The organism is Streptomyces sp. NBC_01635 (assembly GCF_045209715.1).
GTDB lineage: Bacteria > Actinomycetota > Actinomycetes > Streptomycetales > Streptomycetaceae > Streptomyces > Streptomyces hirsutus.
In genome coordinates this window covers 549170-565606 of sequence record NZ_CP109277.1, presented here as the reverse complement: position 1 = coordinate 565606, position 16437 = coordinate 549170, and the positions used below count along the sequence as shown (strand labels likewise).

10 protein-coding genes and 5 pseudogenes are annotated in these 16437 nt (G+C 67.0%); 6 read left to right on the top strand and 9 right to left on the bottom strand.

Features of this window, described 5'->3' with window-relative positions; genetic code table 11:
* Positions 1-323 precede the first annotated feature (323 nt).
* The 4 genes and pseudogenes from OHB56_RS02865 to OHB56_RS02850 form a co-directional block, all read right to left on the bottom strand.
* Positions 324-1775, bottom strand: a complete 1452-nt coding sequence (locus OHB56_RS02865; protein ID WP_326756663.1) for a hypothetical protein — start codon at positions 1773-1775, stop codon at positions 324-326.
* A 137-nt stretch (positions 1776-1912) separates the two neighbouring features.
* Positions 1913-2338: a hypothetical protein gene (locus OHB56_RS02860; protein WP_326756664.1), complete on the bottom strand. Its 426-nt coding sequence runs from the start codon at positions 2336-2338 to the stop codon at positions 1913-1915.
* A gap of 341 nt (positions 2339-2679) precedes the next feature.
* Entirely contained in the window at positions 2680-3342 is a 663-nt protein-coding gene (locus OHB56_RS02855) for a pyridoxal 5'-phosphate synthase (RefSeq protein WP_326756665.1), read from the bottom strand.
* A 69-nt stretch (positions 3343-3411) separates the two neighbouring features.
* Positions 3412-3996 (bottom strand): annotated as a pseudogene (locus tag OHB56_RS02850) (transposase); the annotation flags it as partial.
* A gap of 144 nt (positions 3997-4140) precedes the next feature.
* On the opposite strand from OHB56_RS02850, the pseudogene OHB56_RS02845 reads away from it, so the two are divergent.
* The 6 genes and pseudogenes from OHB56_RS02845 to OHB56_RS02820 all read left to right on the top strand — a co-directional run.
* Positions 4141-4260: pseudogene (locus tag OHB56_RS02845) on the top strand (IS630 family transposase); the annotation flags it as partial.
* 33 nt (positions 4261-4293) lie between these two features.
* Positions 4294-4708, top strand: a pseudogene (locus OHB56_RS02840) (cytidine deaminase family protein).
* A gap of 923 nt (positions 4709-5631) precedes the next feature.
* On the top strand, positions 5632-6162 hold the full coding sequence (gene cpt, locus OHB56_RS02835; protein WP_326757281.1) for a chloramphenicol phosphotransferase CPT: 531 nt from the start codon (positions 5632-5634) through the stop codon (positions 6160-6162).
* 80 nt (positions 6163-6242) lie between these two features.
* A pseudogene (locus tag OHB56_RS02830) lies at positions 6243-6617 on the top strand (LysR family transcriptional regulator); the annotation flags it as partial.
* A 336-nt stretch (positions 6618-6953) separates the two neighbouring features.
* On the top strand, positions 6954-7943 hold the full coding sequence (locus OHB56_RS02825) for an aldo/keto reductase (RefSeq protein WP_326756667.1): 990 nt from the start codon (positions 6954-6956) through the stop codon (positions 7941-7943).
* A 351-nt stretch (positions 7944-8294) separates the two neighbouring features.
* Entirely contained in the window at positions 8295-8942 is a 648-nt protein-coding gene (locus tag OHB56_RS02820) for a dihydrofolate reductase family protein (protein WP_406351443.1), read from the top strand.
* On the opposite strand, the pseudogene OHB56_RS02815 reads toward OHB56_RS02820, so the two are convergent.
* From OHB56_RS02815 to OHB56_RS02795, 5 genes and pseudogenes are all read right to left on the bottom strand, one after another.
* A pseudogene (locus tag OHB56_RS02815) lies at positions 8841-9713 on the bottom strand (transposase); the annotation flags it as partial. The gene OHB56_RS02820 and the pseudogene OHB56_RS02815 overlap by 102 nt on opposite strands.
* Positions 9714-9919: 206 nt before the next feature.
* Complete coding sequence (gene sbnA / locus OHB56_RS02810) at positions 9920-10972, bottom strand: 2,3-diaminopropionate biosynthesis protein SbnA (protein WP_406351441.1); 1053 nt, start codon at positions 10970-10972, stop codon at positions 9920-9922.
* A 41-nt stretch (positions 10973-11013) separates the two neighbouring features.
* The gene (gene sbnB, locus OHB56_RS02805) at positions 11014-12084 is read right to left on the bottom strand and encodes a 2,3-diaminopropionate biosynthesis protein SbnB (protein WP_406351439.1); all 1071 of its coding nucleotides are present in this window, start codon (positions 12082-12084) and stop codon (positions 11014-11016) included.
* Positions 12081-13088: a TauD/TfdA family dioxygenase gene (locus OHB56_RS02800; RefSeq protein ID WP_406351437.1), complete on the bottom strand. Its 1008-nt coding sequence runs from the start codon at positions 13086-13088 to the stop codon at positions 12081-12083. Before OHB56_RS02800 ends, sbnB begins: the two co-directional genes overlap by 4 nt.
* A 36-nt stretch (positions 13089-13124) precedes the next feature.
* A complete protein-coding gene (locus OHB56_RS02795) occupies positions 13125-16415 on the bottom strand; it encodes a non-ribosomal peptide synthetase (RefSeq protein ID WP_406351435.1) in 3291 nt (1096 codons plus the stop codon).
* Positions 16416-16437 lie beyond the last annotated feature (22 nt).

Sequence of the window (16437 nt, the reverse complement as noted above, 5' to 3'; positions counted from 1 at the left end):
ATGTGCGGGTTTCCGCGGGTCGGGCGTGATGCGCCCGCTGCCCAGGCAGGTTGTGGCCCTCTGGTGCTCCTAGTGCTCCAGTCTGGTTCGTGATCTCGCGTCAGGCGTGACTGGGAATGGAGACGGCTACTGTCGCCCCTGACGCAAGGTGGCATTTTGGTGATTGCTGGCGATGGGGTGGGACGGTCTTGATCGGGTGCCTTACGGACTGTGTGCGGACTGCTGGAACTCGGTGCTGATCATTGACACCTGAAGGCCGCCCAGGTGGCGGGTCCGCGCAGCCCTGTCCGGTTACGAGCTCGAAGGTGGCCTTGCATCGCCGGTCAATGAGCTGTCGCAAGCCGCTGGTACACCGTCACCCGGCGACCACGGGCCTGCTCGTCAGCCACCGGCGTGAAGTACTTCTTCAGCACGGCGGTCTTCGTCTTGTCCCGCTCGGCCGTCACCGGTTTCGCCACCTGCGTTGCGTCCGTCACCAGCAGTATCCGTTGCTGGGCCAGCATCGCAGCACGTATGTGATCCGGGCTTGCCTCCACACCTTTCAGGGTCTCGGACCTCTCCGGGCTCTCCACGAGAGCTATGTCTCGCAGCCCGGCAAAGGCATTCGGCGAGACGGACTTGGTGTCCCTACGCGCCGACGGGATGAAGAGCACCGCACTCCCGGTCTCTTTCATCCGCCGCACGTCCGACGCTGTCGCCAGGACGTCGTCCACCCTGCTTGCCGGGGAGCGCTTGGCCAGTGACTGCGGCAGCAGTGCCACCATCGCTGCGACGACCACTGCGGGGAGAATCCCCTTCGACGCTCTCGGGAGCCGGGGCCTGACTGCCTGTATCGCCGAGCCGATGGCAGTGCCGATCAGCAGTGCCAGCCCCAGCATGCTGTAGAGGATGTACCGGTCCAGGAACAACGGCTGGAGCAGGGAAAGAGCGATGAGGCCTATCTGCGGCACCGCCAGCAGCGGCAACCCGACGGCAGCCACCGACAGCCGGCCTGCTCGGGGCCGATCCAGTAGTGCGCCGACGCCACCGATAGCCAGCAGAACCGCAGGGCCGATCAACATGCGCCAGGACAGCGGCGGTATCCATGACACCTGTGCGGACTGACCTCGGCTGAAGAGGATCAACGGCAGCACACAGGCCGTGGCGGCCGCGGAGGCTGTCGTCCAGCGTGTCCAGACTTCGCGCCCGGCTCGTGTCCACAGGAGAGTTGCCAAGTGTGCCAAGAGGATCATGAGCGAGAGCCAGTTCAGCAGCCCCATCAGCAGAATAGTGCTGCCGTATGCAGCCCAGCACAGCGTCCGGACACGCCCCTGGAGCGCGGTCACGAGGAGCAATGTGGAGATCCCGGCACCGGCTGCGACCACTGCATAGGGCCGACCCTCTTGGAGGTAGAACTGCACAGCAGGCAGCAGCCCGAACGCCATCCCTCCCGCCAAGCCCACCCACACGCCGGCCAGCCTGTGACCGATGACTGCCACGCAAGCCGCCGCGATCCCCGTGGCTAGCACTGAGGGCAGCCGCAGGGTTGTGGTGCTGGGCCCGAAGCAGTCGAACAGCATGTGCATCAGCAGGTAGTAGCACCCGTGCACGACGTCGACGTTGCCCAGCATGTGCCAGATCTCAACCGTGGAGCGTCGGGCTACCTGCCAGGTCGCGGCCTCGTCCCGCCATACACTGTCCTCCCGCGACAGCCCCCACAGGCCGAGGGCAATAGTCCACAGCACCGGAAGCAGCCAGACGAGAACAGCGCGACGCAGGGTGGCGGCTTCTGCCATGAACGTTGTTTCGACCCTCGGGTGGCGAGGTGAAAAACATAACTTGCGGTCAATCGACATCAAGGAGGGCTTCCGCAGTGGTCGTTGAAGGGGAGCGGGTTGTCAGGTGTCACTCACTGGCCACGAACGTATGCACCCTAGTACTCCAGTGCGAACTTGTGATCTATCCAGCGGGTTCGTCGGCGGTCCGTCGTCTGTAGTGGCTGCGTCGGGCTGTTGCCTGGTGGCGTCTGCGCCAGTTGGACCAGTGCAGCAGCCTGGGCGCTGTCACGGCCGGTGGGTTGAAAGCGGCGAGTAGGTGGCTGGATTTCCGGGACGGTCAGCGTGATGGGATCGGGGCTGCGGGCGGGGTGGTGCGCATCGGCCGGCCACTGCGGTGCCGCGTCGGCGGCGAGGGCGGTCAGGAAGGCCAGGGCGAGCATGGCGAGCGTGATGTGCCGGTGCCATGAGGTCCAGTGCCTGACCTGGTAGTGGTCGAGTCCGACCTGGCCCTTGGCGGCCTGGAAGCACTCCTCGACGCTCCAGCGGACACCGGCGACGCGGACCAGTTCGGACAGGGGCACGTTGGTGGGTGACCAGCACAGGTAGAAGGCGAGTTCGCCGGTGGACCGGTTGCGGCGGACGAGCAGGTGCCGATGACGGCCCGTGCCGATGTGGATCCAGGCCCAATCGTAGTAGCACGGGCCTTTCGCGCCATTTCCGGCACTGCGCCGTTGCCAGGCTGTGGCGGGCAGGCGGCCGGCGACGGTATCCGCGCGGACGGGAGTGCGGCCGTGTGGCCCGCGGCCACCGCACGATCTTCAGGAGTCCCCAGCGCCTGTTGCGGATTATCCATAGAGGCACCGGCTCGGTGGTGACCTGGCGACGGGAGAGTAATTGTCAATACTTGTGGATCAGGCAGGAATCAAGGCCACAGCATCTGTTTGGTCCACCCGTCCGGTGAAGACAGGTAGACGAGCCGGGTGTGGCGACGTTGCTTGTCGCCCTGCCAGAACTCCACCGACTCCGGACGCACTGAATACAGCGTCCAACCTGGTGCCACGAGGTCCGGCTCGCTCTTGATCCGCGTGAGCGATGCCTCCACCTGCGCATCCCTCTCGGCCAGGTCCGCGAGCGGTTGCGATTGCCGACCGAGCAGGGCTTCCGCCCGTGCCCCCGCACTGCGGGCGAGGAAGTCCGCAGCGCACAGTTCAGGGGTCTCTCGCACAACCGGTCCACGCACTCGAACCTGGCGGGCGAGCGGTGCCCAGTAGAAGGTCAGCGCCGCATAGGGGCGGGCAGCGAGGTCGTGGCCCTTGAGGCTGCTCGCGTCCGAGGCGAACTGCCAGCCCTCGGGGCTCACGTCCTTGAGGATGAGTACGCGGGCGGTCGGATCACCGCTGGCGTCTGCCGTGGCCAGCGTCATGGCATGCGGCTCCTGCACCCCGATGCTCAACGCCTTGAGCAACCACTCGGTGAACAGCTCGAACGGTGTGTCCGGCGCAATCGATGGGTCGAACCCGGGAAGCTCGCCGGCGAAGACCTCAATGTTCCGTAGTGTCTGACGCAGGTTGGCCGCACCGGTCACGTTCCATTCCCTCAGTCGTGATCACTCAAGTCGAACCGAACCTATCAACCTGCACAATCCACAAGCTGTCAGCACCAGGACGCAGGAGTGTGCTTGCCCGAGCCGGACCTTGGGGTGCACCCCGTCCGCCCACACGTACACGTAATCGCTGTCGGCGAGATCGTGCTGCTGGAAGGCGGCGTGGTCGTCCTGCCACTGCTTCGTCAGCCGGGTCACGGTGGCCGGGGACAGGGCGGCCGCTGAGCAGAGGAACTGCTCCAGCGCGGGCATGAAGTCCCCCGAGGACAGACCGTGCAGGTAAAGCAGCGGCAGGACCTCGCTGACCTTGGGCGACTTGCGGCACCACGGCGGCAGGACTCTCGAGGAGAACCGCATCCGCTCTTCGGTGGCCGTGTCCACCCGCTTGTCGTTCACGCGCGGGGCAGTGACCTCGACAGGACCTGTGGCGGTGGTCACGGTGCGGGGCCGGTGGTGGCTGTTGCGGACGACCGGGCGGCGCCCGGCCTCATCCGTCTCAGCAGTCAACTCGGCTATGTACTGGTTTACTTCGGCCTCGAGCGCAGCGGTCAGCATGCGGCGGGCGCCCTCGCGGACGATCTCGTCGATCAGGGAACCGGTCTCGGTCGAACCATCGGCGTTCATTACGCTGAGCACGGGGCGTGCCTTCCCGATCCGCGCTGCGAACGCGGGTCTACTCGGTGACTTACTGATCACTCACTCGGGAAGGTACGCTCTGCGCGTCTGACCCCGAGGAGCTGATCCACAAGTCCTGAGCATTGCTCGCGACGACGGGACCAGATGGTCTTGCCGTCCGCGCAGGGCATGCCTGGGGCGAAGCGCGCCGAGGTGACCTTCATCAGCTCCGACCGGGTCCGGGACGTGATCCACAACTTCAACGCCGACGGCTTCGACCGGATCAACGTCGCCTGACACCTGACGAAGGCGGAGAAGATGACCACGCAGACCCACCACGTCGATCACGAACTCATCCAAGCCGCGGCGCACGTGGCTCGCACTCGCTGCCGGGGCGACAACCACACCGTGGCAGCCGCGGCCCGCGCCCGGGACGGCCGGATTGTCACCGCGGTGAACGCCTACCACTTCACGGGAGGACCATGCGCGGAGCTGGTCCTCATCGGTGCGGCAGCCGCCCAGGGCGCCTACGACCTGGGCACGGTCGTCGCTGTGGGCGACCGCGACCGGGGAGTTGTTCCCCCGTGTGGTCGGTGCCGTCAGGTCCTTCTCGACTACTTCCCCGCCCTCAAGGTCATCGTTGGCGAAGGCGACCGCGTCCGAACCGTCCCCCATCACCGACTTGCTGCCCGAAAGCTACGTCTGGGCCGACCACCAGCTCGACGCCGAGTAGACCGGGCCGCTCAGCACGGGCTGGCATCATCAACCGACAACGGGGCGAACGTTGTCTGACGCGGCACCGGATACGGAGAAAGCAGAAACGGATCCTCCCAGCTCATCCACCTCAGTCTCGCCGAGATCAGATGCTTGATCATTCGTCTCACGGACCGCCGTCCCACCCCGGTCGAGCACATCCTGCACTGGTCGACATGGCGTCGCCGACGACAACACCACGCCCGAGTCGGTCACTACAAATGAGGCGGACACAGCCCTTGAAACCGTCCATCAATCACCGGACGAAAAAATGGGACGGCACCGGTAGGACGAATTGGACGATCAAGCCCTGGGCCGGTCCCGCGTCGGGCTGAGCACCAAAATTCACCTCGCCGGCGATGGCCGCGGTCGTCCCCTCGCGATCCCGCCGACACCGGGCCGACGCCACGACGGTCTCTGCGCACGCCCCCTCCCGGAACGCATCCGCCTCCTGCGGACCGGCCCGGGCCGGCCACACTGCAGGTTTGATCAGGTCATCGCGGACAAGGCCTACAGCTCCCGAGGCTTCCGCGCCTACCTGCGTAACGCGGCATCGCACACACCGTCCCGGAGAAGGCCGACCAGCGGTGTCACCGGCACAACCGCGGCCGTCGCGGTGGTTGACCACCAGGACTCGACCGGGAGATCCACCGACGACGCAACATCGTTGAGTGCTGCTTCAACCGCCTCAAGGGCTTCCGTGGAATCTCCGCCAGATACGAAAAGACCTCCCCCTCGTACGAAGCAGTGGTCAGTCTCGCGTCGTTTCCACTCCGGACAAGATCCGTTTGAAGACGAACCCAGGACTCCGACCGGGAAGGTTCGTCGGGTTGTGGCTGGTGGCGCAGGGTTCGCGAAAATTCGTTTCGAGCCTTGCCCTGGTGCCTCTACTGTGGCGCGGTGATGACTCAGGTGATCGTTCTCAACGGCGGTTCCAGCTCGGGGAAGTCCGGGATCATTCGGTGCCTGCAGGCAGTACTGCCGGATCCGTGGCTGGCCCTGGGGACAGACACGCTGGTCGAGGCGATGCCGGCGTCCATGCAGGCGTCGGATGGCGGGATCGAGTTCGCTCCGGACGGAGCGGTGACCATCGGTCCGGAGTTCCGAACGCTGGAAGCGGCATGGATCGAGGGGGTCGCCGCGATGGCCCGTGCCGGCGCCCGGGTCATCGTCGACGAGGTCTTCCTCGGCGGAGCGGACTCGCAGCAGCGATGGCAGAAAGCCTTGGGCGAACTGCGGGTGCTGTGGGTCGGTGTCAGGTGTGACGCTGCGGTAGCCACGGGCCGTGAGGTCGCACGAGGCGATCGGACCATCGGAATGGCCGCATCCCAGGCGGAAGTGGCCCACCAGGGCGTGACCTATGACCTGGAGGTGGACACCACGCATGCGGAAGCGATGGAGTGCGCACGGACCATCGCCGCACATGTCAAGTGATCGACGGCCCGGCTGTCTGCCGCTGTGACCGCATCACCGGGACGATTCAGGCCGCAGTGGTGAGAAGGAGTCCGCCCCGGCTGGAGCGCGGCAGCCGGGGCGTCACCCTGACCGAGGCCGGGGCGGTACCGCTGCGGGAGGTGCGGGTGGCGCTGGACGCCGTCGAGGCCGCCGAGCGGCGCACCCGCCGGGCAGCCCCTGCCGCGACCGGCCGCCCCGCCGTGGTCCTCGCCGCGTAAGCGGGAGCCTCTGGTGAACTGCTGGCGAAACTCCTCGACGCCTACGCAGCCGAGTCCGGTGCCATCGCCGTGGACGTCGTGTTGTGCGCGCAGGGCGAGCAAGCACGGGTGCTGCGCGACGGCCGGGCCGACGTAGCTCTGCTGCACCGACCGTTCGACGACACGGCCGACTTCGACACCGAAAACCTGCACACCGAGGGTCAGGCTGCGATCCTCTAGTGGCGGGCATCCGGTGCGTCTGAAGGCCGGGGTCGCGGTGTCGGCGCTGTACGAACCTTTTCCAGGCCTGAAAGTGGGGGTGCCCGCGTCGGAGCTGCGCAACCAGCCGGTGGTCTTGCGGAACGACCTGTTCGAGTTGCCGGTCCGCCTGAACGGTCGACTTGCGTTGGAGTGCGCTCCAGTCGGAGCGTCGCAGACACCGCGGCGCACGAAGCCCGTGTCGCCTCGTGCCTCTCACGGGATGCCGAGCGGGGGAATGTGTCGCTAGATGGATGAAGGGCTTCGTGCCGCCCGAACGATGAACGAGTGTGCAGGGAAAGGCTGGGACACGGCATGCAGAAGCGCAGTCTGCGGGACCTCCAGGTATCGGCCATCGGCCTGGGGTGCATGGGCATGTCCGCCTTCTACGGATCCGCCGATCAGGAGGAGGGGATCGCGACCATTCGGCGTGCCCTCGGCCTCGGGGTGAACTTTCTCGACACCGCGCAGATGTACGGGCCGCTCACCAACGAGTCGCTCGTCGGCGAGGCGGTCCGGGGACATCGCGACGAGTACGTGATCGCGACGAAGTTCAACTACCGGATGGACAAAGCCGTACCCGGCGACATCAGCACGGTCGGCCCGCAGGACGGCTCTGCCGAGCACGTCCGGAGTTCGGTCCACGGTTCCCTGAAGCGTCTGGGAACCGACCACATCGACCTGTACTACCAGCACCGGGTCGACCCGAACGTACCCATCGAGGAGACGGTCGGTGCGCTGGGCGAGCTGGTCGCCGAGGGCAAGGTGCGATACATCGGCCTGAGCGAGGCGAGCGCGGAGACCATCCGGCGTGCCAACGCCGTGCACCCGATCACCGCGGTGCAGAGCGAGTACTCGCTGTGGTCACGGGACGTGGAGGCCGAGGTGTTGCCCGCCTGCCGGGAGCTGGGCATCGGCTTTGTGCCGTACTCGCCGCTCGGCCGCGGTTTCCTCGCCGGGCGGTTCACCTCGCCGGACGAGCTGGACGCGAACGACTGGCGCCGTGAGAACCCGCGCTTCCAGGACGCCAACCTGGAGGCGAACCTGCGGCTGGCGGAAAAGGTGAAGGAGATCGCCGCCGAGAAGGACGTGACCCCGGCCCAGCTGGCCATCGCCTGGGTGCTGGCCCGGGGTGAGGACCTGGTACCGATCCCGGGCACCAAGCGCCGCACCTACCTGGAACAGAACGCTGCCGCGGTCGGCATCGCGCTGACCGAGGACGACTTGGCCCGTATCGACGCGGAGCTCCCCGAGGCACAGGGTGAGCGGTATGACGAGGCAGGGATGAGAAGCGTCAACCGCTAGGCCGCCTCTTTCCGATCATCCGAACGTTGGACTGGTCGTGAGGAGTGTGTCTGGGATATCCGATGCCGTATGGGCGGTGATTGAGCCGTTGCCGCCGTTGCCGCCGTTGCCGCCGTTGCCGGTGGGCCGGGCCCGCGGCAGGTGGCGTGAACGCTGCCAAATGCCGGAGGACATCGTGTTCAAGTTCCGGACCGGTGTGCTCTGGGGCAGAATCCGTCGAAGAGGTTCGGGCCGGGGCAGACGGTCCACGGGCGCTTCGCTCGCTGGGCGGCCGACGGCACCTTCGACGGGCTCCCGAAGGAAGCCCGTGACGCCATCGCCCGCCTTGTGGGTTCCTAGGAGTCGCCAGCCATGTCACTCGCCCGCGTCCACAACTTCTCCGTCTCGCTCGACGGCTTCGGCACCGGTGAGGGGCAGAGCCGTGACGCGCCGTTCGGCCACGCCGGCGAAAGGCTGCACGAGTGGATGTTCGCCACCCGGTGGTGGCACAAGACGATCGGCCGGCCCGGCGGGACCGGCGGCCTCGACGACGCCTTCGCGCGGCAGTTCACGCCCGGGATCGGCGCCGAGATCATGGGCGCCGGAAAGTTCGGCCACCCCGGATGGCACGAGGACCCGGAGTGGAAGGGGTGGTGGGGGCCCAACCCGCCCTTCCACACACCGACCTTCATCCTCACCCATCACCCGCGCCCGTCGATCGAGATGGAGGGCGGCACGACATTCCACTTCCTCGACGCTTCGCCCGCCAAGGCGCTCGAGACGGCCCGCGAGGCCGCGGACGGCCAGGACGTACGCATCGGCGGAGGACCCACCGTGATCCGCGACTTCCTTGCCGCCGGGCTCATCGACCACATGCACATCGTGGTGGTCCCGATCCTGCTCGGCCGAGGCGTACGCCTATGGGACGGACTGGAGGGCCTCGAAAAGGACTACGAGGCCGAGGCCACCTCCTCGCCCGGCGGAGTCACGCATGTGACGTTCACCCGTATGGGTCTTTGAACCGCTTACGCTCACCGGCCATGAGCACGCACGGCTTCGCCGGCGCTCATCTGATCCCCTTTGTTCGAGTGGGTGGAGCAGCCGCGCGAAAACGGTGCCTACCGGCCCCTGCCCGCCCCGAAGGCATCGAACAGCCTGGCTACCGACGACGCACCGCTGAAGCGCCGGCCCGCCTCCCGCCTGATCCGCAACTCCTAGGGTGCCGGCCCGGCCCACCCGTATGCCTTCCGCCGCCTGACCGCGGCCGGGGAGATCGACCCCTTCAGCCCGTGGACTCTGCTGCGCGGCGCTGGAGAACCTCGCCACCGGCATCCGGCTGCCGGATGCCGGTGGCCGCACCGAACGCCGCCGCCGCGCAATGGCGCTGTGGGCGGAGGACATGCGCACCGGTCCCAGCACGAACACGACACCGGTCACACCCCTGACCCGGGGCGCGAGCGGCACCGAGCGCCGCGAGGAGATCCACGATCCGGCCGCCGGCCCCAACAGCCACTTTCGCAACAGGCCCCAGACCTCTCCGGTGGTCAGGCCCTTCGCTGCCGGCGAGGTGACCATCTCGCCGACACCGGTCAGGCGCTTCTGCCGCTTCTTGACGATCTCCGGTTCGAAGGAGCCCTCCTGGTCGCGGGGCACGGCCGTCTCCACCGGCCCCACGTCCGTCAGTGCGGTCTTGGAGCGTTTGCCGTTGCGGGAGTTGTCACCGTCCTTGCCTGCCGGACCGTGCTTGTCATAGCCGAGGTGATCGGTGATCTCGCCCTCCAGGGCGGGCTGCTGCAGGCTCCCGGCCCGCCAGCCCGTCGAGCAGCTGATCGACCACGTTCTCACTGGCCGTCGACGCATCCTCCGTGATCGGGAGTTGCACCGAACGATTTACCGTCCCGCGCCGCTCGGCCAGGTGACATGGAACCGTGCGGTTGCCGTGCCTCTGGGCGGGCAGAACATCCAACGCTTCTCGGTCTTGGTGCTGACGGTGTTCGTTACCGCCGCCGTTGCCGGTTTGCGGGCGGGTCCGGGGGGAGGCTTCCTTGGAATGTGGGCATGGGGCCGGCTGCCCAAGGACCGTCAGCCGTTTCATCGGAGTCGAGCAGGTCCTCGCCGTAAAGATCGTGCAGCCAATTGGATTGGTAAACGGTGTCGAGGTAGCGTTCGCCGAGATCCGGGGCGATGGCCACCGCGGTGAGTTCACGCGTGTCATGGTCGTGCAGCCAACGCATCGCGCCGCTGACGACCGTGCCGGTGGAGCCGCCGAAGAGGAATCCGCGTTTGGCCAGGCGATGGCACGTGCGGATGGTGTCCGTCTCCTCGACGCGTATCACCTCGTCCACGTAGGACTCGTCGAGGAGCGGCGGAGGCATGCTCATGCCGAGCCCGGGTACCATGCGGCGGCCCGGCGTACCACCGAAGGTCACCGAACCGACGCTGTCCACCGCGACGATCCGTACCGGCCGGGGCCATTGGCGGAAGTAGCGTGCGCAGCCCATCAGAGTTCCGGTGGTGCCGGCGCCGACGAACAGTACGTCCAGGTGCGGGAAGCGCTGGACGATTTCCGGCGCCGTCTTGCGGTAGTGCGCCTTCCAGTTGTTCGGATTGGTGTACTGACTGAGCCACACGTACCGGTCATCGGAATCGCACAGCGCACGGATGTAGTCGATCCGTGCGCCCAGGAAGCCGCTTTTGGCGTCCGAGTTGGCGATGGTGTGCACCCGGCTGCCCAGTGCCTCCATCAGGAGTCTGGTCGACAGGTTGCAGCGGGAGTCCGTCACGCACAGGAACCGGTAGCCCTTGCTTGCCGCGATCATGCTCAGCGCTACGCCGAGGTTGCCGGACGAGGACTCGACCAGGATCGAATCCGGCTTGAGGCCTCCGTCTCGCTCGGCGGTCTCCACCATCTCGGTCGCGGCCTTCAACTTGATCGAGCCGGCGAAGTTGAATCCCTCGCACTTCAGGAACAGGGAGTGCCCGAAGATGGGCTCGAGGTCGACATAGAGCTGGGACTCGTTGAAGGCGTAGGGAACGGATATGACGGGCACGACGGCTTCCTCCTCATCTGCAGCAGGGCGCTCTCGGACGGTTATCCGTAGCGGCGCAGTTCGTGGAAGAAGTCGTCGACGACGTGCAGTTTTCCTGAGCGGACCGTTTCGTCGTAGACGTACTTGCCGACCGCGAGGTCGAGCACCCCGAGGCCGAAGGGTGAAAACACCACCGGTCGGTCCGCCGGCACTTTCACCCGCCCGGCCAGCACGTCGTCCAACGTGCCCTGCAGGAAGTCCCGGTTGCCCGCGAGTTGCTCGGCCAGATGCGGCGAGGTGTCAGCCTTCAGACAGTGCTCGACGTCATCCACGATGTTGGTCGAGGCGAGAACGATCTCCGGCGCGAGGTCGCGCAGGGACACGTGCAGAACCACAGGATTGTGCGAGAACCACGTAGGGTCGCTGACGTGCGGCTCACTGGCGACGGTGGCGAAGACCACCAGGTCGCTGTCACGGATCAGCTCCTCGGCGCCGTGGTGCACCGTGATCCGGCCGGTGGCGCCCGACTGCTCGAGGTAGCGGCGGAACCCTGCCGCGCTGTCGGCGGACAGGTCGTGTACCCCTGTCTCGTCGAACGACCAGCCGTTGCCGGCCAGGAACATGTGGATGTAGCGGGCGATCAGGCCCGTCCCGAAGAACCCGACGCGCGTGGGCCGTGGCCGGTCCCGGCTGAGCCGATCCGCGGCCAACACCGCGGACGCGGCCGTCCTGGTGGCGCTGATGATGGAACTCTCCAGACAGGCGAACGGGTAACCGGTCTCCTGGTCGTTGAGGATCAGCACGGCGGACGCCCTCGGGATGCCGGCTTGGACGTTCTCCGGAAAACTGGAGATCCACTTTACGCCGTCCACCCCTACGTGCCCGCCGATCGAGGCCGGCAGCGCGATGATCCGGGAGGTCGGGCGGTCGGGGAAGCGCAGGAAGTACGACGGTGGGTTCACCGAGTCACCGGCGCCGTGCAGCCGGTAGGTGGACTCGGTCAACTCGACGATCTGCTTCTCGCGCCCTTCCAGCACCTGCTGGACCTGGGCACCGGAGATCACCGCGAAGGGTCGCACAGCGTGCGGTTCGCTTGTTGCGGACGCCGTCACGGTGGTGGGGACGCTGGTCATCGGGCGGTCACCTCGAAAGTCGGCGAGCAGTCGGACAGTCGCACCGGGTCGGCCATCGCGACGAGCACGTCGCGCGGTCCCTCGAAGGGCTCCCGGCTGTGCGCGGTGCGGAGGTTGTCGACGATCATCAGATCGCCGGGCTGCCACGGCTCGCGTGCGGTGTTGGCCTCGTAGATCTTGTTGAGCAGTTGCACCACGTCCTCGCCGATCGGGGCGCCGCTTCCGAAACGGGTGTTGAACGGCAGCCCGTCGGCGCCGTAGACCTCGACGAGGTACTCGCGGACCTCGGGGGCCAGTGTCCATTCGTTGAGGAAAGCGACCTGATTGAACCAGCAGCGCAGCCCGTTGACCGGATGACGTATCACGGCGTTGCGGCGCTGCCTGGTGCGCAGGGCCCCGTCGGGTTGCCATGCGAACTCGATCGCGTTGGCGCGGCAGTACCTCTCGACAGCGTCCCGCTCATCGGTGCCGAACGCCTCGATGAGGGACGACCCGATCTCGTCGTTGTAGCTTCGGGTGAGCAGCCAACCCTCCCGCTCGAATCGCTCGGTCAACGCGGTGGGCAGTTCCTCGAGCACGGTTGCCGCGTCGGCCACTCCGGTCGCCCCGCCCTGGTGGGGCGCAGTGAGGCAGGCGAACAGCATCAGGCCGGGGACCTCGAGCGCGTAGCTCTGTTCATGATGCATGCACATCGGCTGGCTCGGCGGCCACTGCGCCGAGGAGTACACACCGTCGGCATAGGTCCGCCGGGGTGCGAAGGCCTCCCTCTCGGCCATCAGTCTGGTGCTCAGCTGCTCGAAGACGGCACTGGTCCCGGCCACATCGTGCAGCCCGAGGCCGCGGATCAGGACGCAGCCATGCTCGGCGACGACGGCGCGCAGCGCCTCTCGGCGCTCGGCTGTCCAGCGCGGCGCGTCGCTGGTGATCTCGGCCCGCAATATCGGAGGTCGGCCGGATCGGATTTCGACCTCGTCGAGCAGTGACGCCGGGTATATGGAGGACATCCTGATTTCCTTTCAGTGTGCAGCTGTGTGTGCCGCTCAGGAAGCAGGCAGTAGTTCGGCGGTGCGCAGCACGGTCTGCGCTGTCTCGGACGGACGGCTGCGCAGGAAGTAGTGGCCGCCCTCGGCGAGTTCCTGCAGGTCGACGTGGACCGAAAGGAGCTCCCAGTCGCGGTGGCGTCGAGGGTGATCAGCTGTGATCGGATCGTCGGTGGCGACGACCACGGTGACCGGCACGGACAACTTCACCGCCGGGGGAGTGTCCAGGAGATCTGCGAAATAGCGGTGTGCGGACACGCAGTCGTGCCGGTAGGCCGCACCGATGTGCTCGGCGCGCTGCGCATCCAGCTCATGGAGCTCGGCGTAGCCGCTGTCCGCGCTCAGCTTCGCGGCGATCTCGGCGTCGCTCAACCCGGTCAGCTCAGTGACGGCGTCGCGCCGGTCAGCGGCATTGCCGAGCAACTGCGCCCCGATGAAGACTCGTTGGACTCCCACCCTGCGATCTTCCAGCTGCCTGGCCGTCTCCACGGCGAAAGCCGCTCCCGACGAGTGCCCCCACAACAGGACTCCACGCAGGCCACATTCGGTGATCTCGGCGACGACCTGAGCAACCACATCTGCCATCGACGCGAAAAGCTCGCTCTCGGCGGCCACGTCATGACCGGGCAGCTCAACGGCGTAGACCGCGATCCCACTGCCCTGCAGCGCCTTGGCCATCGGCTGGAAGTTCACCGCGTTGCCGCCGGCGTAGGGGAAGCACACCAGGGCACCGGTCGGCGCACCGTCCGGTTCGCACAGTGACTGAAGCAGCCCGGAACGCCGATCGGACCTGCCGTCGACCAGCGCGGCCAGATCAGCGAGGACCGGATGCTGGGTCACGTCCTTGAGCGACACCGCGCGGTCCAGGGTGATCACCAGCTGTACAGCTGACAGCGATGTGCCGCCTCGGTCGAAGAAATGGGCCCGTCCATCGATCTGATCCTGCGGGATGCCGAGCACCTCCGCCCAAGCGGCCGCCAGCCGCTGCTCGGTCGGCGTCCCCGGCACGTGGGTGTCCTTTTCGTCGTCTTCGACGACGTCCGGTTCTTCCACGAGCGCTGCCAGTGCCCTCTTGTCGGTCTTGCCGTTGGCGGTCAGCGGCAGTCTTTCCCGCCAGTGGAAGGCCGACGGCACCATGTACTCCGGCAGCGACTCACCCAGCCGGTGCCGCAGGTCCTCGACGGGAAGCGACGTCGGGCCGGAGCAGAAGGCCACAAGGTGCTTGCTCCGGTCGGGACGCTCGACGACCACCACTGCACCGTCGCGGACGCCGGGGACCTGCAGCAGGGTGTTCTCGATCTCGCCGATCTCGATCCTGAAACCACGGATCTTGACCTGGGTGTCGCGACGCCCGAGGAACTCCAGCTTGCCCTCGGGCAGCCAGCGGCCGTGGTCGCCACTGCGGTAGAGCCGGGCTCCCTCGCGGTGGGGATCGGGCATGAAGGCCTGCTTGGTGCGGTCGGGGTCGTTGACGTATCCACGGCCGACGCAGACGCCGGAGAAGACGATCTCGCCGGGGGCGCCGAGTGGCACCGGTGACAGGTGCTCGTCGACGACATAGACGTGCACATTGCTGACGGGGGGACCGAGTGGGACCCGTTCGCGGTCCGGTACCCGGTCCAGGACCTCGTGGTTGGTGTCGTCGCAGGTCTCGGTCAAGCCGTAGGCGTTGACCAGCTTGATGCCGGGCTTGGCCGCGAACCAGCGCTGCGTGAGCTCCTTCTTCAACGCCTCACCGGTGACAGACACGCACCGCAGGCCGGGCAGCTCGCGCGGGTGCTGCTCCAGGTACGTCAGGACGACTTCGAGGTACGACGGCACGACCTGGAGCACGGTGGCCCGACCGCGGGCGATCCTGTCGACGAACCGCTGGACGTCCAGGACCACCTCCTGCTCGACCAGCAGGGTCTGCCCACCCACCAGGAGGGCGGACAACAGTTGCCACAGCGAAATGTCGAAGCACTGCGGGGCGGTCTGGGCGACCACCTGTCTCTCGCCGACGTCGAGCTCCAGGTCCTCGATCTTGGCGTAGAGGTGGTTGAGCATGCCCGCGTGCTCGCACATCGCGCCCTTGGGCTCTCCAGTGGAGCCGGAGGTGAAGTAGATGTAGGCGAGTTGGTCCGGTGCGACGGCGATGCCCAGGTCGTCGTCGCGATCGCCCTCGTCGTACACCGTGCCGATGAAGAGCTTCCGGACTCCTGGTAGCGAGTCCAGGGCCTGGTCGAGCGATTCGGTGCTTCCGGGTTCGGTGAGCACGAGCCCGCACTCGGCACGGGAGAGCACGGCCGCGATGCGATCGGCCGGGAAGCGCGGCTCAGCGGGCAGGTACACACCTCCTGCCTTGAAGACCGCGAGGACGGAGGCCATCCAGTCCAGGTTTCTCTCGGTCACTACCGCGACGACACCTTCGCGTCGCAGCCCTCGCGCCAACAGGGCTCGTGCCAGCTGATTGGCACGACTGTTGAGCTCCTGGTAGGTCCACTCCCGGTCGCCGTGCACGGCCGCGACGGCATTCGGGTGCAGCCTCACCCGTTGTTCGAACAGTTCGTGCATCCGGGCGTCCGGCAGGGTACGGCGCGGTCCGGACAGTCCTTCGAGCTGGAACCGGAGTTCCTCGTCGGAGAGCAGGCTCTGCCGCGCGTGCTCGGCATCCGGATCCGCTGCGATGAGCGCGAGCGCGGTGAGGTGGTACCCGGTGATCCTGGCGGCGTAGTCCGCGTCGAGTACGTCGGTCCGGTACCGCAATCGCAGCGTGGGCCGGCCCCTGGGCTCCGAGAATGCCATCCACAGCACGGTGTCTCCGGCGAGAGCGTCGGCGACGCCCGTCGCGCAGGGGCCGAAGGCCGGATTCGGATCGAGGACGGTCTCGACCGACGGTTCGGTGAGGTTCAACTCGCGCCTGAGTTCGTCGACCGGAAAGTCCTTGTGCGACAGCAGTTCCGACGCGACGCGATGGGTGTCGACCAGGAGCGCCCGCCATGATGTCGGTGCGGTCGTCAGCCGGCAGGGCAACGGTTGGCCGCCCTCCTCTGCGACGTAGCCGGTCGTGACCTCGTGCTCGCCCGACAGCGCGGCGAGTACCTTGGCGTGCGCGGCCAACATCACGGAGTCGAGAGGCATCGTGAGATCCTTCGCCAACCGGCGCAAGGCGTTCATGACGTCGTCCGAGATCGTGGCCTCGTGCTCGTCAACGCCCGTCATCGGACGGAGCGTCCACCGAGGGATCGTGGTGGATCCGCCGGTGACGAGCACACCGCGCCAGAATTCCTGGTCCGCCACTCGCGTTGCCATCGATCAGTCCCTCTCCACTTGC